The organism is Virgibacillus sp. 7505, assembly GCF_002272135.1.
Taxonomy (GTDB): Bacteria; Bacillota; Bacilli; order Bacillales; family Amphibacillaceae; genus Terribacillus.
In genome coordinates, this window is the sequence record NZ_NPBF01000031.1 from 1 (window position 1) to 21,402 (window position 21,402).

Annotated in this window: 24 protein-coding genes, 1 tRNA gene and 1 pseudogene; 4 read left to right on the forward strand and 22 right to left on the reverse strand. The window is 44.5% G+C overall.

Features of this window, described 5'->3' with window-relative positions; all coding sequences use genetic code 11:
• The first annotated feature begins 402 nt into the window (after window positions 1-402).
• On the forward strand, window positions 403-597 hold the full coding sequence (locus CHH91_RS14120) for a DUF4177 domain-containing protein (RefSeq protein ID WP_095224096.1): 195 nt from the start codon (window positions 403-405) through the stop codon (window positions 595-597).
• Between the two features lie 151 nt (window positions 598-748).
• On the opposite strand, the gene CHH91_RS14125 is transcribed toward CHH91_RS14120, so the two are convergent.
• Window positions 749-1,003, reverse strand: coding sequence for a hypothetical protein (locus CHH91_RS14125; RefSeq protein WP_095224097.1), 255 nt, complete (start codon window positions 1,001-1,003; stop codon window positions 749-751).
• A 320-nt stretch (window positions 1,004-1,323) separates the two neighbouring features.
• On the opposite strand from CHH91_RS14125, the gene CHH91_RS21490 reads away from it, so the two are divergent.
• Complete coding sequence (locus CHH91_RS21490; RefSeq protein WP_483372406.1) at window positions 1,324-1,608, forward strand: tyrosine-type recombinase/integrase; 285 nt, start codon at window positions 1,324-1,326, stop codon at window positions 1,606-1,608.
• Window positions 1,609-1,714: 106 nt separating this feature from the next.
• A pseudogene (locus tag CHH91_RS14135) lies at window positions 1,715-1,807 on the forward strand (tyrosine-type recombinase/integrase); the annotation flags it as partial.
• A gap of 190 nt (window positions 1,808-1,997) precedes the next feature.
• On the opposite strand, the gene CHH91_RS14140 reads toward CHH91_RS14135, so the two are convergent.
• Window positions 1,998-2,073: transfer RNA gene (locus CHH91_RS14140), tRNA-Arg, on the reverse strand.
• Window positions 2,074-2,171: 98 nt separating this feature from the next.
• Window positions 2,172-2,978: a manganese catalase gene (locus CHH91_RS14145; RefSeq protein ID WP_095224099.1), complete on the reverse strand. Its 807-nt coding sequence runs from the start codon at window positions 2,976-2,978 to the stop codon at window positions 2,172-2,174.
• A 297-nt stretch (window positions 2,979-3,275) separates the two neighbouring features.
• Here CHH91_RS14145 and clpP point away from each other — a divergent pair, with 297 nt between their 5' ends.
• Window positions 3,276-3,863, forward strand: coding sequence for an ATP-dependent Clp endopeptidase proteolytic subunit ClpP (clpP, locus tag CHH91_RS14150; protein WP_038564644.1), 588 nt, complete (start codon window positions 3,276-3,278; stop codon window positions 3,861-3,863).
• 25 nt (window positions 3,864-3,888) lie between these two features.
• Here the strand turns inward: clpP and CHH91_RS14155 are convergent, their stop codons facing one another.
• The 19 genes from CHH91_RS14155 to CHH91_RS14245 all read right to left on the reverse strand — a co-directional run bounded on the left by CHH91_RS14155 (window position 3,889) and on the right by CHH91_RS14245 (window position 21,398).
• Entirely contained in the window at window positions 3,889-4,533 is a 645-nt protein-coding gene (locus CHH91_RS14155; RefSeq protein ID WP_353615329.1) for an RDD family protein, read from the reverse strand.
• Window positions 4,534-4,546: 13 nt separating this feature from the next.
• Window positions 4,547-5,554 carry a signal peptide peptidase SppA gene (sppA, locus tag CHH91_RS14160; RefSeq protein WP_095224100.1) on the reverse strand — a complete coding sequence of 336 codons (1,008 nt, stop codon included), beginning with the start codon at window positions 5,552-5,554 and terminating at the stop codon, window positions 4,547-4,549.
• A gap of 122 nt (window positions 5,555-5,676) precedes the next feature.
• Window positions 5,677-5,943, reverse strand: coding sequence for an HPr family phosphocarrier protein (locus CHH91_RS14165; RefSeq protein ID WP_095224101.1), 267 nt, complete (start codon window positions 5,941-5,943; stop codon window positions 5,677-5,679).
• A 109-nt stretch (window positions 5,944-6,052) separates the two neighbouring features.
• On the reverse strand, window positions 6,053-7,003 hold the full coding sequence (gene whiA, locus CHH91_RS14170) for a DNA-binding protein WhiA (RefSeq protein ID WP_095224102.1): 951 nt from the start codon (window positions 7,001-7,003) through the stop codon (window positions 6,053-6,055).
• A gap of 30 nt (window positions 7,004-7,033) precedes the next feature.
• Complete coding sequence (locus tag CHH91_RS14175; RefSeq protein ID WP_095224103.1) at window positions 7,034-7,978, reverse strand: gluconeogenesis factor YvcK family protein; 945 nt, start codon at window positions 7,976-7,978, stop codon at window positions 7,034-7,036.
• Complete coding sequence (gene rapZ, locus CHH91_RS14180) at window positions 7,978-8,859, reverse strand: RNase adapter RapZ (protein ID WP_095224104.1); 882 nt, start codon at window positions 8,857-8,859, stop codon at window positions 7,978-7,980. Before rapZ ends, CHH91_RS14175 begins: the two co-directional genes overlap by 1 nt.
• A gap of 14 nt (window positions 8,860-8,873) precedes the next feature.
• Window positions 8,874-9,341: an NUDIX hydrolase gene (locus CHH91_RS14185; protein ID WP_093880390.1), complete on the reverse strand. Its 468-nt coding sequence runs from the start codon at window positions 9,339-9,341 to the stop codon at window positions 8,874-8,876.
• A 291-nt stretch (window positions 9,342-9,632) separates the two neighbouring features.
• Entirely contained in the window at window positions 9,633-10,586 is a 954-nt protein-coding gene (trxB, locus tag CHH91_RS14190) for a thioredoxin-disulfide reductase (RefSeq protein WP_095224105.1), read from the reverse strand.
• A 93-nt stretch (window positions 10,587-10,679) separates the two neighbouring features.
• The gene (locus tag CHH91_RS14195; RefSeq protein ID WP_176465801.1) at window positions 10,680-11,687 is read right to left on the reverse strand and encodes a tetratricopeptide repeat protein; all 1,008 of its coding nucleotides are present in this window, start codon (window positions 11,685-11,687) and stop codon (window positions 10,680-10,682) included.
• A gap of 123 nt (window positions 11,688-11,810) precedes the next feature.
• Window positions 11,811-13,493 carry a glycerol-3-phosphate dehydrogenase/oxidase gene (locus tag CHH91_RS14200; RefSeq protein WP_095224107.1) on the reverse strand — a complete coding sequence of 561 codons (1,683 nt, stop codon included), beginning with the start codon at window positions 13,491-13,493 and terminating at the stop codon, window positions 11,811-11,813.
• Between the two features lie 198 nt (window positions 13,494-13,691).
• Entirely contained in the window at window positions 13,692-15,182 is a 1,491-nt protein-coding gene (gene glpK, locus CHH91_RS14205; protein WP_286160791.1) for a glycerol kinase GlpK, read from the reverse strand.
• Complete coding sequence (locus CHH91_RS14210) at window positions 15,182-16,024, reverse strand: MIP/aquaporin family protein (RefSeq protein ID WP_095224109.1); 843 nt, start codon at window positions 16,022-16,024, stop codon at window positions 15,182-15,184. Before CHH91_RS14210 ends, glpK begins: the two co-directional genes overlap by 1 nt.
• 275 nt (window positions 16,025-16,299) lie before the next feature.
• Window positions 16,300-16,842 (reverse strand): glycerol-3-phosphate responsive antiterminator, encoded by a 543-nt coding sequence (locus CHH91_RS14215; RefSeq protein WP_095224110.1) that lies wholly within the window; start codon window positions 16,840-16,842, stop codon window positions 16,300-16,302.
• 31 nt (window positions 16,843-16,873) lie between these two features.
• Window positions 16,874-17,383 carry an acyltransferase gene (locus CHH91_RS14220; protein ID WP_095224111.1) on the reverse strand — a complete coding sequence of 170 codons (510 nt, stop codon included), beginning with the start codon at window positions 17,381-17,383 and terminating at the stop codon, window positions 16,874-16,876.
• On the reverse strand, window positions 17,355-18,026 hold the full coding sequence (ppaX, locus tag CHH91_RS14225) for a pyrophosphatase PpaX (protein WP_095224112.1): 672 nt from the start codon (window positions 18,024-18,026) through the stop codon (window positions 17,355-17,357). The genes CHH91_RS14220 and ppaX overlap by 29 nt, the downstream gene beginning before the upstream one ends.
• A gap of 22 nt (window positions 18,027-18,048) precedes the next feature.
• Window positions 18,049-18,867 carry a prolipoprotein diacylglyceryl transferase gene (lgt, locus tag CHH91_RS14230; protein ID WP_095224113.1) on the reverse strand — a complete coding sequence of 273 codons (819 nt, stop codon included), beginning with the start codon at window positions 18,865-18,867 and terminating at the stop codon, window positions 18,049-18,051.
• A complete protein-coding gene (gene hprK, locus CHH91_RS14235; RefSeq protein WP_095224114.1) occupies window positions 18,854-19,810 on the reverse strand; it encodes an HPr(Ser) kinase/phosphatase in 957 nt (318 codons plus the stop codon). Before hprK ends, lgt begins: the two co-directional genes overlap by 14 nt.
• A 104-nt stretch (window positions 19,811-19,914) precedes the next feature.
• Entirely contained in the window at window positions 19,915-20,271 is a 357-nt protein-coding gene (locus tag CHH91_RS14240) for a phage holin family protein (protein WP_095224115.1), read from the reverse strand.
• A 14-nt stretch (window positions 20,272-20,285) separates the two neighbouring features.
• Window positions 20,286-21,398, reverse strand: a complete 1,113-nt coding sequence (locus CHH91_RS14245; RefSeq protein WP_095224116.1) for a DUF4097 family beta strand repeat-containing protein — start codon at window positions 21,396-21,398, stop codon at window positions 20,286-20,288.
• Between the last annotated feature and the right edge of the window lie 4 nt (window positions 21,399-21,402).

Below are 21,402 nucleotides of genomic sequence, written 5' to 3' on the forward strand. Positions count from 1 at the left end.
AATTGAATATAGCATTATTTTGTAAATAAAACCATTTATTTAATATTTTCCCTATTATTTGTATTCAATTAGCAACTAAATAATACTCACCGCTGTAGCTATCCTCAATAAAGCAATTCTTTTCTTACAATAATACTTCCTCTTAGTAATACCTAACACTGCAGACAAATTTTCTAAATCTAACAAAATCCTTTCAGTGTTTATCTGTTGCTTCTTAGGGTTTAGGTTTATGTACAAGAAGCTCAGAATTATCACTGCAAAGCCCAGCAAGATCATGACCAATTTAGTACAACCTTTTAACTCGACCCTTTCCGCACATAGAACGCGTCCTCCCTTTGTAATTTGTGAACTTTTAGAAACTATCATCCATTTCATCCGTATATTAACTCAGAGGTGATTCTAATGTTCGAATACAAATTTGTTAAAGTTGAACTAGGTACTTGGAACAGTAAACCTAAAGAAGATTATCAGGATATCATTAACGAACATGCATCTACCGGTTGGAGATTTATTCAAATATTTGCTCCTTCAACCAAGGGATACGGGTCAGCTGCATATTTTGAGTTAATTTTCGAGAAACCCCTTAACCAGATTTGAAGGGGTTTTTTGTTTTCCTTTTCCTTACTCCTCGATCTGCTCTGCCTACTGAATCAGATACACCTTCCTGCCACAATCTGGACAGAAAGGTCCTCCAAATTCTTCTGCTTTTTCGTAGTACTGTTTATCTATCTCCATACTCTTATTACAATCACTGCAACTGCAGTTCAAAGTCATGTGCTCTACCTCCTCGTCTCGCCTGCTTAACTTTATTGGCATTCAATTGTCTCAGCATCTTTCCAACATCAACTGCAGTTCCTTCAGCTGGAGAAGGTGATGCTGTCTGTTTGTTTTGTGTCTCTTGTTTCTGTTGCTCAAACCACTCCGGTACATTCCCAGCGGGGCGTTGCTGATATTGTCCAAAAGATTTTGACTGACTCTGATTGAAACTGAATTTGTTCTGCACGCACACCCTCAACAGTTGTAATTTTCTTTCGTGACCAGGATTGTAATCCCAGCACTAGGTAAATGGCAAACTAACAAGGTCAAAGATTATCACATTGCCTCTTTCATGGATTCTCTTGAAGATAAAGGTTTAAGCAAAAGAACACAGAGACACATTTATAGAATATTAAGTAGGGCCATTGCAGCTGGAGTTCAATACGGACTTAATAAAAACCTGTTAAGTAAGATTGATGCTCCCAAAGTCCCAAAAAAGAAAATAGAGTTTGGAATGAAGAAGAAGTTCAAAAGTTTCTGGAGTCTTTATTTGAAGAAAAGTACTATATGCCGATATATCTGGCATTAATGACAGGCATGCGCCAAGGTGAAGTGTTGGGTTTACGATGGGATTCAATTGATTTGGATCAGCGTATCCTTTCGGTCCAGCAACAACTTAAGATAAAAGAGGAACTAGACAGTCAGGGACGATACGAACTGACAAACGTCCTTAAAACTCCTACCAGTTATCGGACTATCTCGTTAGATGAGGAAACGATATTACTCCTTAAGAGACATAAGTCGAACCAAGAGAAAAAGCACAATAGAATCCTAACTAGGTATGGATTATAATTTAGTAAATGCAACCGATACTGGAAACTATATTACTCCTCCAAATTTAAATAAGGTGTTTGGCGCACTATAGAGAATTCAGGAGTAAAACGAATATCATTACTCGTTGAGGCACACTCATGCAACTCTTTTATTGAAGATGGGTGTTCATCCTAAGGTTGTGCAGGAACGATTAGGACATGCCAGCATAACATTAGATACCTACTCTCATCTAATTCCAGCTATGCAATCAGCAGGTGCTGAAATGTTGGGCCAGCTTTTCAATAAAAGAAGGGATAAATTTTATTTCGGAACCCGTAGGTTTGCAAAATGTTTGCAAACTGCTTTTGAGCAAAAAAATAGCAAGGGTGGCATTTCGCCTCGACCCTTGCTATTACTGCATTTATTAGCGCGCTCGGAGGGATTCGAACCCCCGGCAGACGTGGTACCGGAAACCACCGCTCTATCCGACTGAGCTACGAGCGCATATGTAATTAATGTGACAACGATAATTATACGATAATCAGCAGTTATAAGCAAGTTCTTTTTAAATAGAAAAGAAGCCCCTCACCGGGGGCTTCTGCTTATTTTGGATACATATATTCTGGTGCTGGCTGCAGCTCTTGTTTTTCACCGTGTGCTGTTGGCGCTTCTTGATAGTTGAATTGACCGCCATCAGGAGCTGTACCATTTGCCCAAATGCCTTCTTTGGAGTCTTCCCCTTCAGAGAAGTTGATCAACGTATGGCCATAATCCGCCACTTCCAATTCTCTCGGGAAGGAACCTGGTACGATGATGCCGTTCTTCTCTTCCAGTTCACGCGCTGCAGCAATCCATTGGTTTTGGTGCATAGAGTCACGTGCAAGCAGGAAGGATAGCATATCGCGCACACCTTGGTCTTCCGTCATTTCATATAGTCGTGCTACTTGCAGACGGCCTTGCGATTCAGCGTTGATGTTGGCACGGATATCTGCTAGAAGGTTGCCACTTGCGATGATATAGCCTGCATTCCAAGGAACACCATTGCTGTCTGTCGGACGTGGTCCAAGACCTGAAACAATGGCATGCTGTGGATTCATACCGCCAAGGATAGCACCGATGACAGGGTCCTTCGCAGCTTCTTCCTGATCTTTAACAGGCGCTCCATCTAGAAGACGGGCAATCATTGTTGCGATCATTTCAACGTGACCGATTTCCTCAGTTGCTGTATCCATGATCAAATCTTTATATTTCTCCTCGCCTCGTGCGCTCCATCCTTGGAATAAGTATTGTAAGGCTACAGTGATTTCACCGAATTGTCCACCCAAGATTTCCTGCATTTTCTTCGCAAACAGCGCGTCCGGTTTGTCTGGTCTTGCTGGATATTGTAGTACTTTCGAATGGTTGAACATGTGTTACCTCCTAGAGTTTTTTGCTTTTCGCTGATTACATTCCACCTGGTAAAATTTCTAAACCATTTCCTGATGATGTAATTTAAATGAAAAATAAACCAGCTTGCAGGAGTTTACCATTTAAAAGTCAAAGTTAACGAGAGACTCTATTTCAAGCGTTTATATGCCTTCCAACTAGGGAAGCATGGAATAGGCGAAAGAAAGTAAGTATTTTGTTTGACCTTTATTGACCTTTTAGGTAAGATAAGGTTAGTCATTACTTAGAATAATGAGCTCATATCCAAAGGAGGATCTACCATGAATCTAATCCCTACAGTTATCGAACAGACAAACAGAGGAGAACGCGCTTACGATATCTACTCCCGTTTGCTAAAAGACCGGATCATCATGCTTGGCAGCGCGATCGATGATAATGTTGCCAACAGCATCGTTTCCCAGCTGTTATTCCTAGCAGCAGAGGATCCAGAAAAAGATATTTCCCTATACATCAACTCACCAGGCGGATCCATCACAGCAGGTATGGCTATCTATGATACAATGCAGTTCATCCAGCCGAAAGTATCCACTATCTGCATCGGTATGGCTGCATCCATGGGTGCATTCCTATTGACTGCTGGTGAAAAAGGCATGCGTTATGCACTTCCAAACAGTGAAGTCATGATTCACCAGCCGCTGGGTGGTACACAAGGACAAGCAAGTGATATCGAAATCCACGCTCGTCGTATCATCGAAATGAGAAAGAAACTGAACGAAATCATGGCAGAACGCAGCGGTCAGCCTCTTGAAGTAATCGAGCGCGATACAGACCGTGATAACTTCCTTACAGCTGAACAAGCAGTGAACTACGGCTTGATCGACAAAGTAATGGAGAAAAAACCAGTTTAAGACATAAGAAAAAGCCATCCAGCATTTATGCTGGATGGCTTTTTTCATGGATAACAAGTGTGTCAGCGAACAAATCGTGTAAGCCTTGCTTTTTTGGTGTAAAAGCTACTACTGCATATAGGAAAAACAAAAACAGAAGACGATGAATGAAACGGCCGACTACTTCCCGGATCAGTGTATCTGACCATGACAGCCTCTCTCCGTCCTTCCGAATGACTCGAAGGCCGAATATCATTTTGCCTAATGTCTGCCCGCGCCATTTCGTCATGAACAGGAAATAAGCGAAAAATACCAAACCCCCAAGCAGACCGCTGACGCTCCAGATCCAAAGCATCGCTTCACGGAAGGAATCAATCATCGTGAATGGCTTGACGATCAAACCCGTCAAACTGAATACGACAATTAGGTCAACGATATATGCCCAAAATCGCATCCAAAATCCTGCATAGCGTCGTTCACCTGCTAATGGTGTCAAAGAAATCTCTGTTTCTTGTTGGTCATTCCTTATCTCAGCAGCTTGCTTCCCCTGAAACGTATTTTCATAGGCATCCGCTGCTTTTTCCGACGCGGTATAGTCGTCAGTGTCCGTTGTTTCAGGTATATCTGTTCTGGAATAATCCTGATCGGATGACGTCAGTTCTTCTGGATGCTCACGTTTCTCTTTATCCATCTTCTAACGCCTCCTATTCCGTATAAAGGTACATAGCTTCAGGTGAGTTCGATTTACCCATCAGCTGCTTGATACCAAGCAGATCAGAATCCGAAACAAACAGACCTTCGGCTGCTGTTGCCCAGAAGGAGCCCATACCAAAGCCATCTCCTGTATATTCGAATACTTCCGCGTTTTCAAGTCCTTGCTCTTCTTTCATCATAGCGATAGTATCCTCCAGATCTCCTAATTCATCGACGAGACCATTTTCCATTGCTTGTTTACCAGAATACACACGTCCGTCACCAAGCTCACGTACTTTATCCTCCGGCATACCGCGTCCGTCTACGATGACTTGGACAAAGTCAGCATACATATCGTCGATGATGGACTGCAGGATATCACGCTCTTCATCCGTCATGTCTCTTGCTCCAGACATGATGTCCTTATGCTCCGCACTCTTGATAACTTCCTCTTTGATACCGATCTTATCCGCAAGCTCCGCATAATTGAGTGTAGACATGATAACACCGATTGATCCTGTCAGTGTAGCTGGGTGTGCGACAATTTTATTCGCACTTGCCGCTAAATAATAGCCGCCGGAAGCTGCCGTGTTCCCCATCGATACATAGACAGGTTTTCCGTATTCCTCTTGTATTTCAACTACCTTATCGTGAATTTCAGCACTTTCGACAACTCCGCCTCCAGGACTGTTCACTTCAATGATGACACCACCAACTGTATCATCCATGCCCGCCTGCTCTAACTGCTCTAAAAAGGCTGCATGATTATATGTACCGCTTCCCAATAGCGAAGCTTCTTCTCCCGTATCCTGAATCGTGCCTTCCACTTTCAATACAGCAATCCGATTCATCACATCTCCATCTTCCACAATTTCTTCACTCAGAAAAGTGCTTCCTGTTGCTGTATCTATCGCGTCTGTGAAGTTGCTATTTATCACAGCGAACAAGGTCTGAAAACCGACCGATATGGCGAGCAGCCCCGCTGCGATACCGATGGCGATCCAACGTTTTGCGTTCAAAATGTAATCTCCTTTCTTTCTTATAAAAATCTTACAATACATAGCCTACACTAGGATAGCCTCACTTACCACATATTAGCAAAAAAAAGCCCTGAATTATTCAGGACTTTTCTGCGGGAAAATCAGCTGGCTGCTGAGGGAGCGGTAATGAAGGCTGTCAGCTCCTCCATTGCTTCCGCCTCATCCGAGCCTTCGATTTTCAAGGTGATCAATTCTTCTTGGGCGATAGCCAGGCTCATCAGCCCCATGATGCTTTTGGCGTTTACCGATTTGTTCCCTTTTTCCACAAACACAGAGGCACTGAAACGATTGGCTTGCTGGATGAAGCTTGCTGCAGGTCTGGCTTGCAAACCAGTATCCAGGGTGACACGCAAGGTTTTTTGGATCACATGTGATTCCTCCCATCTTCCAAGTAAGCGCTATCAAAATCATGAAAAAGAAAACACCCAATTGAGTGTCTTCTAAGTATACCACAAGCTATATCGGCTTTATACCTGCTTACGCTTTTTTAATAGATGTTCCATTACGAAGTCTATCCGCAAATTCATCTATTTTGCGAAGGCGATGGTTGATTCCGGATTTACTGATCTTTCCGGTGGAAACCAGCTCGCCGAGTTCTTTGAGCGAAACATCCTGATGCTGGACGCGAAGTTCAGCGATTTCCTGCAGCTTATCAGGAAGAGCCTCAATTCCCACTGTGTTTTTGATGAAATTGATATTCTCGACTTGGCGGAAGGCAGCTCCGATCGTCTTGTTGAGATTCGCTGTTTCACAGTTGACCAGCCTGTTAACTGAGTTACGCATATCCCGGACAATCCGGACGTCCTCGAATTTAAACAATGCACTGTGAGCACCTGCAATATTGAGAAATTCCGTGATCTTTTCCGCTTCCTTCAAATAAGTAATAAAGCCCTTGCGGCGCTCCGTACTGCGGGCGTGCAGATCAAATGTGTTCATCAGCTCGCAAAGCGCATCACTATGTTCTTTATGCGTATTGAATATCTCCAGGTGGTAGGAGGATGTTTCCGGGTTATTTACCGATCCACCTGCCAAAAATGCACCACGCAAGTAGGCTCTGCGCTTTTCAGCGGTATCTGTGAAAGATGTGCTGATCGTACGGACAAAAGTGAATTGATCTTCGAGGATTTCCAGATTACGCAGCAGGTCATCCACTTGTTTATTCAGTCGCACGATATACACATTGTTTTTCTTCAGCTTCATCTTTTTTCGTACAAGTAATTCGATAGGATGCTGATAAATCGCCTTCAGCAGTGTATAGATACGTCTTGCGATGGCCGCATTCTCTGTTTGGACATCCAGCATATATTCCTGTCTCGAATAGGAGACAGAGCCGTTCATCCGGATCAAAGCTGCAAGCTCGCTTTTTACATCCGTCATTTCAATTGGAATTGTCGTCAATTCCTTCTTTATTTCTGATGCAAAGCTCACGAAGCTCTCCCCCCTTCTCGTGCCTCGCTTTTACAGCATTGCGTAAAGCAGCTTAGCTATTTTATGTGTATCATGCCGAAGCTTGCGCTGGTGATGATCGATAATATCGGCTTCAATTACTTCAAGACCTAAAGACTTTAAGCGGCTGATATCATATACGACCGGTTCGGCATGCTCTTCTGCATAATTTTCACGAATATCTTGCTCAATCGCACTATTATTGACGACGATTGTCGAGACAATATCGACTCCGATATGATCATGTATTGCTTGAATATGATCTCCTGCTGTATAACCCGTCGTTTCGCCGTATTGCGTCATTACATTACATACATAGACAACCTTGCCAGGTGCGTCTCGTAAGGCATTCTCAATCTCAGGTACAATCAGGTTCGGCATAACACTCGTGTAGAGACTACCTGGACTGATGACAATCAAATCAGCCTGCTTAATCGCTTCGATCGCATCCGGCAATGGTTTGACCGGCAGCGGACTGACAAATACTCGTTTGATCTGTTTATTCGCAAGCGGGATATTTGATTCTCCCGTCACAATCTCTCCATCCGTCATCTCTGCATGCAGCACGACATTCTGATTGGCAATCGGATAAATATTGCCCTTCACCTTAAGTACACGTGATATTTCTTTGATTCCATTATAAAAGTCCCCGGATATAGAGGTCATCGCCGCCAGCAGCAGATTCCCCATCGAATGCCCCGATAATCCATTGCCATCCTTGAACCGATGCTGGAATAAATCGATCAGCATCGGTTCTGCATCGGCCAATGCGGCGATGACATTACGGATATCCCCTGGTGCCGGCATCGCAAGCTCGGTTCGCAGTTTACCTGAGCTGCCGCCATCATCAGCTACCGTGACAATTGCAGAAAGATCCACCGGAAGCTGTTTTAATCCGCGCAGCAGAACAGGCATACCTGTTCCGCCCCCGATTGCAACTATTTTTTTCCTTATCATCAGTGGCTTTTCCTTTCTACATCACGGTGCGTGACATGCGTCGCATAATTATCGCTGTACCTTTTTGCCAGGTACTCTGCGATAGCTACCGAACGATGCTGCCCGCCAGTACAGCCAATGGCTATCACAAGCTGGCTTTTGCCTTCCTTGCGGTACTGAGGCAGCATGAAGGTGAGCATATCCTCAAGCTTCTGCAGGAAAGTATGCGTATCAGACCACTTGAATACATAAGACGAAACAGGTTCATCCAAGCCCGTTTGCGGTCTGAGATTCTCTACATAGAAAGGATTCGGAAGGAAACGTACATCAAAGACAAGATCCGCATCAATTGGGAGCCCGTACTTGAAACCAAAACTCAGCATCTGAACAGTGAACTCTTCATAATCGGTATCCTTGAAGCGTTTCATGATTTTCTCGCGGAGCTGCTTCGGTTTCAGAGTCGAAGTATCCACGATGAATTGTGCTCTTCCACGCATTTGATCAAGCAGTGCACGTTCCTGCTGGATACCTTCCAGAGGAAGACCTTCCGGCGCAAGCGGATGCGTCCTGCGTGTTTCTTTGTATCTGGTTACGAGCACTTCATCCTTTGAATCGAGGAATAAGACTTGCGGCTCCAGCCAATTCTCCTGTGTCAGCTTGTCCAATGCTTCAAACAAAGAATCAAAGAATTCCCTGCCTCGCAAATCCATGACAAGTGCTACCTTCTTAATATCATTGGCAGCATCACGCATCAAATCAAGGAATGTCGGCAGGAGTGCCGGGGGCAAATTATCCACACAATAGTAACCCAAGTCCTCGAAGCTTTGAACGGCAACCGTTTTGCCTGCTCCGGACATACCTGTAATGATGACGAGCTTGGTTTCATTCAACTGTTTCTCCATGCGTATCCCCCGTTTTATTCTGGTGTCGTCGGATCCAGCTTGGACTGCAGCAGCTGGCGATCCTCCGTGTAGACGAATGTGCCGAACAATGGCTCATCTGTGTTGAACATATGGGCGAATATATCCCGATCTCCCTCTGCCATCGGCAAATCCTTGATTTTCTTTTTATCTATCCATTCCAGCTTACCTTCCTGGCTTTCTTCAAGCAGATCACCAGTATATTCCTCAGCGAAGAAGGTGAACATCATCCATTCATGCACAACTTTCTCGCCTTTCTTTATAACAAAAGTAAACGTACCTCGAAGCTCGGGTTCATGTATCGTCAATCCTGTTTCTTCCCAGAACTCCCGGACAGCAGTTTCCTTGACGGACTCACCTAGTTCCATTTTTCCGCCAGGCGCTGAGTACCATCCTTTACTCGGTTTCTTCAATAAAAGAACTTTGTCATCAACTGCCAAGATGCAGTTTGCAACACGTTGCATGCTTCCACCTCTTTCTCTGTGTAAGTGGACATGTCGGTTCGTTTTACACATCACTCTATATTATACTATTTCTGTTTATCTTCAAACAGTATTATGTTTCCTAAGTCTTCACCAAAAATCGCCGTTAATCCCTAAAAGAACAAAAAAAAATGCATAGGTGCCGAGACACCTATGCCAATAACTAATTTATCTATTAAAAGGGGGTCAATTAGTTAAAACCAGTATAGCAAATGATTATGTCGCCCATGTTACAGCAGCATTAAGAATCATTTACAGGAAGGGCCTAGCTGATTACTTGCCGATAGCATTCAGCTCTTCTTTCAGAGTTTCCACATAGCCTTGAGCAGCTTGGGCAGCAATACTGCCGTCTCCTGTTGCTGTCACGATTTGTCGAAGCTCTTTATCACGAATATCCCCAGCCGCGAAAACACCTGGTACAGATGTTTCCATGCGTTCATTCGTATGAATATAGCCGAGATCATTTGTGATGCCAAGAGATTGGAACGGTTCGCTCAATGGTACCATTCCGACATAGATGAATACACCATCAGCAGTTTTTTCGTATTTTTCTCCAGTACGCTGGTTCAAAAGCGTTACGCTGGATACTTTATTATTTTCACCATTGATTTCCTCAACAGTTGTATCCCAAATAAATTCAACTTTTTCATTTGCGATAGCACGCTGCTGCAGAATCGGCTGTGCGCGTAATTTGTCACGGCGGTGAACGATTGTAACCTTATCAGCAAAACGAGTCAGGTAAACACCTTCCTCAACAGCAGAGTCTCCTCCGCCGACTACGATCAATTCACGATTTTTAAAGAACGCACCATCACAGACGGCACAATAAGAAACACCGCGTCCGCTCAATTCATCCTCGCCCGGTACACCAAGCTTTTTCCACTTAGCACCTGTAGTAATGATAAGGGAACGTGTTTTATATTCTTTGTTTCCGGCGATTATAGTCTTATATTCCTTGCCGTCTTTCACTTCCTTAATATCTCCGTACGCATATTCCGCACCGAATTTCTTCGCATGCTCGAACATTTTGTTGGAAAGATCAGGTCCTAGGATGGAATCATAACCAGGATAGTTCTCTACATCTTCCGTATTTGCCATCTGACCGCCCGGAATACCTCTTTCTAACATAAGCGTATCCAGATTCGCACGGGAAGTGTAGACTGCTGCAGTCATACCAGCTGGTCCCGCACCTGCAATGATCACGTCATAAATTCTTTCTTCAGTCATGTAAATTAACCCCTTTCCTCTTTATCAGTCGTGTTATCTACTCGTTAGCATATAAGATTCTGCGCATAACGTCCATCTTTCTGCCTATAGCTTTTAAGAAAGCCAATAAAAATCTTCTTTTGTCAGATGGCTGAATCTGCGGCTGCCTTCTTGCCATAGCTTTTCAGCATAAGCTCCGTTACCAGCCTTCTTCGCCGCCAAGCTGAACCACTTATAATAGGAAGCATGTCCTTTCACTCGTCTTTTATCCAGATGAAGGAAGCGCTCGACGGCGTCTTCATAGTATCCTGTCATGGAAAAGGCACATGCGATACGTAAATGCTGCTCTTCATGGATAGGGAAGATATTGCGAAGCAGACGAAGATGTTCGTCTCTTTGGTCGAATTGGCCCATGTCATGATAGAACATAGCAAGATTCACATGAGTGTAAACAGAAACTTGTTCACTCAGCAAGTGCTCTTCTTCCATTCGCACTGCTTCCTTTTGATTATCGGAAAAGAAAAGTGCTTTAGCATACTCGTGCTTCGCAAGCATATGTTCTGGAAACATACTCATCATTTCTTCCAGAATAGGCAAAGCAAACTGCCATTCTTCCCGCTCTAAATAATAAAACGCCGACTCCTGGAACATGATGAGCTCATCTTCTTCCTCTGTTGTCCAAAGCTCATCGTCCTCTCCCTCGGCTTCCACGTACGTCAATAGTTCTTCTGCCTGTTCCCGAAAGTCACCCTCCGGATCCATTTCCAGGTACAAGTTAGCGTACTTCTCTGCATCGTGCATGTAACCAAGCTTGGAATAATTATGGGAAAGCAAATAAAAGCATTCCGCGTAATCATCTCCATGCTCTTTAATGATGTCATCCAGTATATAAATTGCTTTATGGAATGATCCCATTTCCGTAAAAATAACCGACTTCTGGCAGTGATAGATCACTTCCGTCGGTTCTTTTTCGATCGCTTTATTAAGCCATTTCATAGCTTTGTCCAGCTTACCGCTTCGATAGGCTTCAATACCCTTTGTATAATAGAAATCTCCTTCTGGAATGAAGGGGATGATATTTGACGGTCGTGCCTGCTGCTCTGCTGGTTCCAGCGTTTGCATGTGTTTCCTCCTACTGCTTTTAGATATCCCATGAAGTATACCATATTTCCACATTTGCTCCTACACTTGAAGAAAAAAAGACTGCTCCCCCTTAGGGAAACAGTCTCTTCTTGATGAGGAAGCTTACACAGTTTGCAAGTCGTCTTCTTTAACCGGCACAACTGCTTCTTTCGCCAATACGTCTAGCTCGCGAGTATACTCAGCTTTCTGTTCTGCAGAATAGCCCAGTGTTTCAGCCATGTAATCGATAACCGCATCTTTGTTTGTATGAACAAAGTTGATGTTGAATAGCAAAGCACCTGTACGTCGAACAAAGAAATCGACTGGTTTGAATGCAAGCTCTTCTTCGATTGCATAACGAAGCTGTGCAAATACAAGCGGATCGATGTTAGCAGCTTTTGCTTCATCCTTCAGCGTTTCGAAGCGCTCGAATACTTTATCAACGTTTGCTCCGTAACGGCTTACCATCTTAAGTGCATCTTCAGCAGAAAGACCAATTGCTTTTCCTTCATCCACTTTACGTTCTTTGAAGCGCTCGAAGCCTTTGGATCCGCCGACTTCTCCACCAGAGATCGGAAGGTTCTTCGTATCCGCTTGGGAATAAAGGATACCTTCCTCTTTCTTGAACTGATCAGCCACAAGATTAACTGCTTCGATTGCCATTTTACGGTAGCCAGTAAGCTTACCGCCAGCCATGGAAATCAAACCGCTGTCAGAAACGAAGATTTCATCCTTACGGGAAATCTCACCAGGCTTCTTGCCTTCTTCCTGGATAAGCGGACGAAGACCTGCCCAGCTGGATTCCACATCATCTTTTGTGATTTCCACTGTTGGGAACATGTAGTTAATGGAATCGATGATATAGTCACGATCTTCAACTGTCATAACTGGGTGCTTGATGTCACCTTTATAAGTTGTATCTGTAGTACCGACATATGTCTTGCCTTCACGCGGAATAGCGAAAACCATACGGCCATCTGGTGTATCGAAATATACCGCTTGGCGCAATGGGAAACGCTCGCCATCGAATACCAAGTGCACACCTTTTGTAAGATGCAGCGTTTTGCCTTTTTTAGAACCGTCTTTTTCACGAAGTGTATCTACCCATGGACCGCCGGCATTTACAATTTTCTTCGCGAAGATACGGTGTTTTTCACCAGTTGTAAGATCTTCTGCTACAACGCCTGTCACTTTACCGCCAGCATCATAGATGAATTCAATCACTTTTGTGTAATTGATTGCGTGGACACCTTTTTCCACGGCCTTTTTCAAAACTTCAAGAGTCAAACGCGCATCGTCTGTTTTGTATTCTACATAACGACCGCCGCCCAGCAAACCTTCCGATTTAACTAGTGGCTCTCTATCCAATACTTCATCACGTTTCAACATTGTACGACGTTCCGCTCTTTTTACTCCTGCAAGAAAGTCATAGACGCGTAATCCGATGTTTGTTGTAAACGGACCGAATGTTCCACCTTTGTGGAAAGGAAGCAGCATCCATTCTGGTGTTGTTACGTGAGGACCATTTTCATATACGATTTCACGTTCTTTACCAACTTCAGCAACCATTTTCACTTCAAATTGCTTCAAGTAGCGCAAACCACCGTGAACCAATTTTGTTGAACGAGAAGAAGTACCTGCTGCAAAGTCCTGCATTTCAACAAGACCTACGTTCATTCCGCGCATTCTTGCATCTAGAGAAATACCAGAACCAGTGATCCCACCACCGATTACAAGAACATCTAGAGGTTTATCAGTTAAATTTGCATAAATATCGTTACGTTTTTTACTAGAGAAAACAGTCATGCATGAACACTCCTTTTTAGATTCAGCGCTCCCATTATTTCTATACCCCATTAGTGTAGAAGTCATGTATAGAAAGCAGAAAGAGACCACAAATAATCCATACAATGTATAGATATTCGCGGTCTCTCCAAAGTCTCGGGCCGAATCATTAACTTGTGATTTCAGTATAACATGCTCTTCCCGATTTGAAAAGTTATATTACTTGAAAGTACGTGTCGCTTCCACAGCTTTTTTCCAGCCTGCGTAGAGCTGATCTTTTTCTTCTTTGGAACGATTCGGTTTGAACGTACGATCGATCTGCCATTTGTTAGCGATCGCTTCGCGGCTTTCCCAGAAGCCGACTGCTAAACCAGCCAAGTAGGCAGCACCTAAGGCTGTTGTTTCCTGAATGACTGGACGTTCTACATCTACATCAAGCATATCACTTTGGAACTGCATAAGGAAATCGTTTTTCACGACACCGCCATCAACACGAAGCTGCTTCACATCGATACCGGAATCCTCGATCATTGCGTCAACTACATCTTTGGATTGGAAAGCAAGTGATTCCAATGTTGCGCGTGTGATATGCGCACCAGTTGTGCCGCGCGTGATACCAAACATTGCACCACGAGCATCACTATCCCAATATGGTGTGCCGAGACCTACGAAAGCAGGAACGACATAAACACCGCCATTATCGGCAACACTAGTAGCCAGACGCTCACTATCCGGAGAAGATTCGATGATCTTCAAGCCGTCTCGCAGCCATTGAACTGCTGAACCTGCTACGAAGATACTTCCTTCCAGCGCATATTCCACTTTTCCATCAAGACCCCAAGCGATTGTTGTCAACAGACCATGATCAGATTTTACAGCTTCCTCACCTGTATGCATAAGGACGAAGCAGCCTGTACCGTAGGTGTTTTTAACCATACCTGGCTCATAGCAAGCTTGACCGAATAGGGCAGCATGCTGGTCACCAGCGATACCAGCGATTGGTACTTCTTCCCCGAAGAAGTGATAATCGATTGTGTTGGCATACACTTCTGAGGAAGGTTTTACTTCCGGAAGCATTGATTTCGGTACATCAAGGATTTCCAACAGCTCGTCATCCCACTTCAATTCATGGATGTTGTACATCAATGTACGAGCTGCATTGGAATAATCCGTTACATGTGTTTTACCGCCGGACAGCTTGTAAACAAGCCATGTATCGATTGTACCGAACAGCAAGTCGCCGTTCTCAGCTTTTTCACGTGCGCCTTCCACATTATCCAGGATCCATTTCACTTTTGTTCCGGAGAAGTAAGCATCTAATAATAAACCTGTTTTCTCACGGAATAAATCATTATGGCCTTTTTCAATCAATTCATTTACGATGTCAGCTGTCTGACGGGATTGCCAAACAATTGCTTTGTGGATCGGACGGCCAGTGTTTTTGTCCCATACGACTGTTGTTTCACGCTGGTTCGTAATACCGATACCCGCAACCTGTTTCGCGTCGATATCCGCTTTACGAAGCACTTCTGCCATACATGCAGAGATAGATGTCCAAATTTCGTTCGCATCATGCTCTACCCAGCCGGATTGCGGGAAGAACTGTTCGAACTCCATTTGTGCAGTTTCCACAATGTCGCCATTGTGGTTGAACAAGATTGCGCGTGAGCTTGTTGTACCTTGGTCAAGTGCCATGATAAATTTTTCCATTATTTAATCCCCCTTGTTTTCACACCATTAGTCGCTGCTGCTTCAGCATTAGCTTTTGCAAGTTCCCCTCGGACTGCAACGATAATGATAACTAAAATGACAGCAGATAAAATCCAGAAACCTACTTGCAAGTCTTCCTTGAAAAATCCGTTATAGAAATATGCACCATATGCGCCACCAAGCAGCGGACCAACAACTGGAACCCACGCATACTTCCAGTTTGAAGAACCTTTGCCTGGGATAGGCAGCAATGCATGAGCGATACGCGGACCTAAGTCACGGGCTGGGTTGATAGCATATCCTGTCGGACCTCCAAGCGCCATCCCGATTACAACTACGAGCAAACCTACTAATAATGGATTGAATCCTTCTGCTAAAGAGTTGCCTCCAATGAATAGAATACCAAGCATTAGGATGAAAGTGCCAATGATTTCTGTCAGCATGTTAGAAACAGGACTATCAATTGCAGGATCTGTAGAGAAAACAGATAGCTTTGCCATCGGATCGGACGTTTTCGCCCAGTGCGGCAAATAGACTAGGAATACGAGTACAGCACCCAAGAATGCCCCTAGCATTTCACCTGCTAGATATGTTGGTACTTGACCCCAAGTTATATCTCCGTTAATCGCCAAACCAAGTGTCACTGCTGGATTCAAGTGAGCTCCCGAGAAGCCACCTACTGCATAGGCACCCATAGCTACTGCAAGACCCCAAGCAATTGTAATTGTGATCCAGCCTGTGCCTTCCCCTTTTGACTTACTCAAGTTGCTTACTGCTACAACTCCTCCCCCGAAGAGTATTAGAACCATTGTGCCGATTGTTTCGGCTGCGAAGATACTCATAACGATTTTCCCCTTTGTTGATAGATTTTTTTGGAGAGCGCTTTCATTAAGCGTCCAAAATAACTGCGCTTCAGAAGAATCATAGAAAATAGCTAAGATCATCCTAAAAATATTACAAGGAAGCGCTGTCTTTTGGATAAGAAAAATCCATCACCTAATATAACATAGTATGCCCTTTGGCGTGTACTAAAAAGGTAATGGATTCTCCGTATCTCCGATCATAAATATTAACTTATAGGTAGACTTTACACCTATTTGAAAGCGGTGTCAACAACTTACCACAAACTTTTTTTAGAAGTTGAAACCGCTGTCGCACCTGCTTCCAATGCAGAATCCACATCTTCACGGGTCCGAATGAGCCCTCCGGCGATGACCGGGATGCCTACTTGCTCGGATACTTCTTTTATCATATGAGGAATTAACCCCGGCAACACTTCGATAAAGTCCGGCTGTGTTTTCTTGATCAAAGAAAGATTGTGATCCAATGCATGTCCATCAATTAGAAATAATCGCTGAACTGCAGTTATCTTATATTTTTTAGCTGCATGGATGACATTCGTCCTTGTCGATATGACGCCATCCGGTTTCAGACGCTGACAGACAAAGTCCATACCCGCATCATCCGTTTTTAATCCCTGTATCAAATCGACATGCAGAAACACCTTCTTACCAGCCTTCTTCGCATATTTGATCTGGGAAGGAAGCTGTGCAATCCTTGTTTCGAGCAGGACCATCATCTGCATATCTTCCCGCTGAAGCAATTCGTCGAAGTCTCTTTCATTACGAGCTGCAGGCAAAATGCGCTGTCCTAAATCCATTCTTTTCCTCCTTATAAAACAAGCAGACACACTAAGTTGTCTGCTTGTTCTTGCGTTGTTCTGCTGTATAAATCACTTGCATCGGATTACCGCCGACCATCGCACCAGGAGGCACATCCCGATGGACGAGCGTGGCAGCTGAGACAACCGCTCCGTCTCCTATCGTGACACCTGGCAGTATCGTCGTATTGGCTCCTACCATCACATTATCCCCGATAGTGACGTCACCAAGACGGTATTCTGTCGTCAAATACTCATGAGCCAGAATCGTCGTATTATAGCCGATAATCGTATTCTTACCAATCCTGATCCTCTCCGGAAAGAGGAAATCAGGCACGACCATGAGAGCCAGTGCTGTTTCTTGGCCGATATTCATCTTAAGAAATATCTTATACAGCCAATTTTTCACACCAAGAAAAGGCGTATAGCGGCCAATTTGGATGACGATGAAATTCTTTACTACCTTCCAAAAGGAAACTGTTTTATAAAGCTGCCAAAGCGAATTCGGCCCTTTAACGGGATAGCTTTCCGTTTTGCGCATGTACTTCTTCCTTTACGATATCGAATAAGTCACGGATATCCTCAAGCATATAATCCGGTCCATAAGCCAGCAAAGATTGCTTGCCTTTGATTGACCAAGCCACACCCGCAGTTTTAGTGCCGGCATTTTTACCAGATTCGATGTCATGGTAATTATCTCCGATCATGATCGCTTCCTCTGGCAAGCTGTCGAGCGCCTCCAAACCTTTCATAACGGGTTCTGGATGAGGTTTTGCTTGTTTGATATCATCATACCCGATTACCACATCAAACAATCCGCCAAGCCCGCATACCTGCAGCCCTCGCCTAGCAGTATCGCGCATCTTCGTCGTAACGATACCTAGCTTGAAGCCAGCCTGCTTGAGCTGCTGCAATGTTTCTGCCACATACGGGTAAGCCTCAACGTAAGCATCATGATGCTTCAGATTGTGTTCCCGGTATGCTGCAATCATTTCTTCCGCTCTTACAGGATCGATATTTTCGAACACATCCTTCAGCGGAGGACCTATGAACGGAAGAAGTTCTTCCCGCTCATACGTCCGCCCCGTATACCGCTCCAGTGTAGCAGTATATGAAGCTAGAATCAGACTATTAGAATCTATCAGCGTTCCATCAAGGTCAAACAACAATGTCGTGATTGCCATTTCGCACTCGCCTCCCTATTTCTTAATCTTTATAACGAGGTGTATTCGCACCAGGACGCCGGCGGATAATAACTATAATTATCGCAATGACGATGGCCACGATCGAGACGATTTGCGCTGCACGCAATCCCTCAGCTACAAGACTATCTGTCCGCATTCCTTCGATAAAGTAGCGTCCAAGACTATACCAAGCAAGGTAGAACAAGAACATTTCCCCGCGCTTCAGGTTCACTCTGCGAAGGACGAGCAAAATAACGAACCCAAGTATATTCCATAATGATTCATAAAGGAATGTTGGGTGATAAAGAACGCCATCAATACACATTTGGTTATTGATGAAATCCGGGAGATACTGAATGTAGTTTTGATATGCTTCTGCTGAAACAGGTCCACCGTGCGCTTCCTGGTTCATGAAGTTGCCCCAGCGCCCGATTGCCTGTCCAAGAATTAAACTAGGAGCCGCTATATCCGCCAGCTTCCAGAAGGAAATCTTTTTCACACGGCAGAAAATAATTGCTGTGATGATGGAACCGATCAAAGCACCATGGATGGCGATGCCGCCTTCCCATATTGCAAACACTTTCCAAAACGGACCATCCGCATAGCTTTCCCATTCGAAAACGACGTAATAGATTCGTGCCGAAATGATGGCTGCTGGTATCGCAAATACAAGGAAGTCGACGAATGTATCTTTATGTAATCCGCGTTTTTTGGATTCGCGGATAGCAAGCCATAGTCCCAGCGCCGCACCGACTGCGATAATGACGCCATACCAATAAATCGACACTGAACCGAGCTGCAGAAATACCCGGTTAAGCGGTTGTACTTCACACATTTCCATCCGTCATATCTCCCTCATTATCTTTTCCAGTTTCAATCATTTTGGTAAGACGCTGTGAAAATTCTTCAGCTGCATTCACGCCCATACGCTTCAGACGGAAGTTCATCGCAGCTACTTCGATGATGACTGCCAAGTTGCGTCCAGGGCGGACTGGTACTGTCATCTTCGGCACATTTACATCCATGATTTTCATCGTGTCTTCATCCAGACCGACTCGATCATATTGTTTCGACTGATCCCATGTTTCCAGGTTGATGACGATGGAAATTTTCTTGTGGCTGCGCACTGCACCCGCGCCAAACAGCGTCATCACGTTGATGATGCCTAACCCCCGAATTTCCAGTAAATGCTCGATTAAAGAAGGAGAATTTCCGATAAGGGTATCATAATCCTCCTGGCGGATTTCCACACTGTCATCGGCAACGAGACGGTGCCCGCGTTTGACGAGCTCCAATGCTGTTTCACTCTTACCAACACCACTCTGTCCAGTGATCAGAATACCTATACCGTAAATATCCACCAATACGCCATGGACTGCGGTAAACGGTGCAAATTTCGCCTCCAGGAAGTTCGTGATCCGGCTGATGACGCGCGTCGTCTTATGTGGTGAACGCAATATCGGTACACCAGCAGCTTCTGCCGCTTCCTTCATTTCAGGCGGCACTTCCTGGCCTCTTGTGATGATAAGACCAGGCGTCACATCTGAGCATATCTTTTCGAAACGCTCACGCTTTTGCTCGCTTGTCAGTTCCTCAAGGAAAGAAAGCTCAGTCTTCCCGAACAGCTGCAGCCGATCTTTCGGATAATATTTAAAATAACCAGTCAACTCTATACCAGGACGGGAAATATCACTCATGAAAATCTCACGCTGTACGCCTGTATCCCCTGTCAGCAATTCCAGATTGAAACGATCCAATAAATCTTGAATGACCACTTTTGCCATAAGAACCCTCCATCCTAACAATTCTTGTTTATTCTAGCATACTTCCAGAAAAGATAGATACCTAGGCACAAAAAAGCCCTGCAGCTATTGCCGCAGAGCTTGCTTCAGCTCGTGATCCGATCACGGATGAGCCAATTCAGGATAAGGTTCAGCAATGCAAGGATGATTGCCGCAATGATCGCTGTACCGAATCCCTCGATTATGAAAGTCTCTCCAATGAGACCTTGTGTGATCATTAAGGTTACTGCATTGATAACAAACAAAAACAATCCAAATGTCAAAGCAGTCAACGGCAGCGTCAACACGATCAGCACTGGCCGCACTAGGAGATTAAGCACCGACAAAATGAAGCTTGCCAGGATGGCGGTACCAAATCCCTCTAGATAAAAAGAATCGAATATATAGCTGACGATAACCAGTGACACGCTGTTCAGCAATAGAGTCAAAATCCATCTAAGCATAAGCTATCTCCATGTTACGGAAGGACCCAGACAGAACCTGTCTTCGTGTTCGCTTCCAGGTGAAGCTTCTCCGTTGCAGCTGGATGCGTTTCGAATTTGAGAGCCTTTTTGACAACTTCCTTCGATTCATCAATGACGATATATTCATCCAAATCACAATGCAGGGATCCGATATTTGTCGTAATCCTTCCGTTAAGCGGGATAGGCGCTAAAGATTTCAAGCGGATACTCCCATTGGTAGCCTTGAAGAAGGCACTGTCAGGATCTTCATTATGCCACTCGCAATGGATGCTGCCATTGAACGTTTGCGCATCGAGCTTGCGGAAGCTTCCTTCCAGTCGAAGCGAGCCGTTAACGGACTCACATAGAAGATCCTTTGCTGTCACCTGCTTCAGCTTGATGCTGCCATTGGAGGTTTCTGCACTGACGATTGAACCGCCTCCTCCTTGCAGATCGATGCTTCCATTCGTCGTTTTGCAATATATGTTCGTGCTGCTAACGGAATCTACACGAATCGTGCCATTGAAGGTCTTTACGATACATTCCTCATATACAGCTTCCGGAACGTACAATGTAATTTCAGGTTTGATTCGTTTATCCTGCAGGGAAAACTGCAGTTTGCCATCTGCAATAGCGAAATATGCTTTATCAGTGAACCGTTTCCTTGCTGCTTGCTCATCTTCCTCCTGATAGACCTTCGCTTTCGTCTCCAGCCGCGCCAAAGGCTCATTCCAGCTCTTGACCGTAATGGAGCCATTATAGATTTTCAGCTCCAATTTTGCGAATGTCTCATCAGCCTGAAAAATATGGTCCACTGTATAATGATCACCAAAATTCAGATCAAGGTCTGCATTTTTTATCTTACTGAAAGCCTGCTGCACATATTGCAGCACTTTCGGCCCAACATTCTTTTTCTTAGCTGTTTTGCCCCCAGTGCGCTGTGTTTTAGATTCTTCCCCTGCCGTCACAAGCTCTTGGACTACCAGTTCCTTCTCTTCGTTCGTATCCTGCTCCTGTACAGCACCAAAGGCCCGCTCATCAAGAGCCGCAAGCTGCAGTTCTGCTTCCTCGGCTGTGAGCTTCCCCTCTTCCAGCTGTTTCAGGATTCTCTTTCTCTCTGTTCTCATACAT

What these genes read in the sequence shown, in the direction of transcription:
- CHH91_RS14120 (WP_095224096.1), top strand. Translation starts at nt 403, where the DNA reads ATGTTCGAATACAAATTTGTTAAAGTTGAACTAGGTACTTGGAACAGT.
- CHH91_RS21490 (WP_483372406.1), top strand. Translation starts at nt 1,324, where the DNA reads ATGCCGATATATCTGGCATTAATGACAGGCATGCGCCAAGGTGAAGTG.
- CHH91_RS14145 (WP_095224099.1), bottom strand. Translation starts at nt 2,978, where the DNA reads ATGTTCAACCATTCGAAAGTACTACAATATCCAGCAAGACCAGACAAA.
- clpP (WP_038564644.1), top strand. Translation starts at nt 3,276, where the DNA reads ATGAATCTAATCCCTACAGTTATCGAACAGACAAACAGAGGAGAACGC.
- CHH91_RS14155 (WP_353615329.1), bottom strand. Translation starts at nt 4,533, where the DNA reads ATGGATAAAGAGAAACGTGAGCATCCAGAAGAACTGACGTCATCCGAT.
- CHH91_RS14175 (WP_095224103.1), bottom strand. Translation starts at nt 7,978, where the DNA reads ATGATAAGGAAAAAAATAGTTGCAATCGGGGGCGGAACAGGTATGCCT.
- rapZ (WP_095224104.1), bottom strand. Translation starts at nt 8,859, where the DNA reads ATGGAGAAACAGTTGAATGAAACCAAGCTCGTCATCATTACAGGTATG.
- CHH91_RS14185 (WP_093880390.1), bottom strand. Translation starts at nt 9,341, where the DNA reads ATGCAACGTGTTGCAAACTGCATCTTGGCAGTTGATGACAAAGTTCTT.
- trxB (WP_095224105.1), bottom strand. Translation starts at nt 10,586, where the DNA reads ATGACTGAAGAAAGAATTTATGACGTGATCATTGCAGGTGCGGGACCA.
- CHH91_RS14195 (WP_176465801.1), bottom strand. Translation starts at nt 11,687, where the DNA reads ATGCAAACGCTGGAACCAGCAGAGCAGCAGGCACGACCGTCAAATATC.
- CHH91_RS14200 (WP_095224107.1), bottom strand. Translation starts at nt 13,493, where the DNA reads ATGACTGTTTTCTCTAGTAAAAAACGTAACGATATTTATGCAAATTTA.
- glpK (WP_286160791.1), bottom strand. Translation starts at nt 15,182, where the DNA reads ATGGAAAAATTTATCATGGCACTTGACCAAGGTACAACAAGCTCACGC.
- CHH91_RS14210 (WP_095224109.1), bottom strand. Translation starts at nt 16,024, where the DNA reads ATGAGTATCTTCGCAGCCGAAACAATCGGCACAATGGTTCTAATACTC.
- CHH91_RS14215 (WP_095224110.1), bottom strand. Translation starts at nt 16,842, where the DNA reads ATGGATTTAGGACAGCGCATTTTGCCTGCAGCTCGTAATGAAAGAGAC.
- CHH91_RS14220 (WP_095224111.1), bottom strand. Translation starts at nt 17,383, where the DNA reads ATGCGCAAAACGGAAAGCTATCCCGTTAAAGGGCCGAATTCGCTTTGG.
- ppaX (WP_095224112.1), bottom strand. Translation starts at nt 18,026, where the DNA reads ATGGCAATCACGACATTGTTGTTTGACCTTGATGGAACGCTGATAGAT.
- lgt (WP_095224113.1), bottom strand. Translation starts at nt 18,867, where the DNA reads ATGGAAATGTGTGAAGTACAACCGCTTAACCGGGTATTTCTGCAGCTC.
- hprK (WP_095224114.1), bottom strand. Translation starts at nt 19,810, where the DNA reads ATGGCAAAAGTGGTCATTCAAGATTTATTGGATCGTTTCAATCTGGAA.
- CHH91_RS14240 (WP_095224115.1), bottom strand. Translation starts at nt 20,271, where the DNA reads ATGCTTAGATGGATTTTGACTCTATTGCTGAACAGCGTGTCACTGGTT.
- CHH91_RS14245 (WP_095224116.1), bottom strand. Translation starts at nt 21,398, where the DNA reads ATGAGAACAGAGAGAAAGAGAATCCTGAAACAGCTGGAAGAGGGGAAG.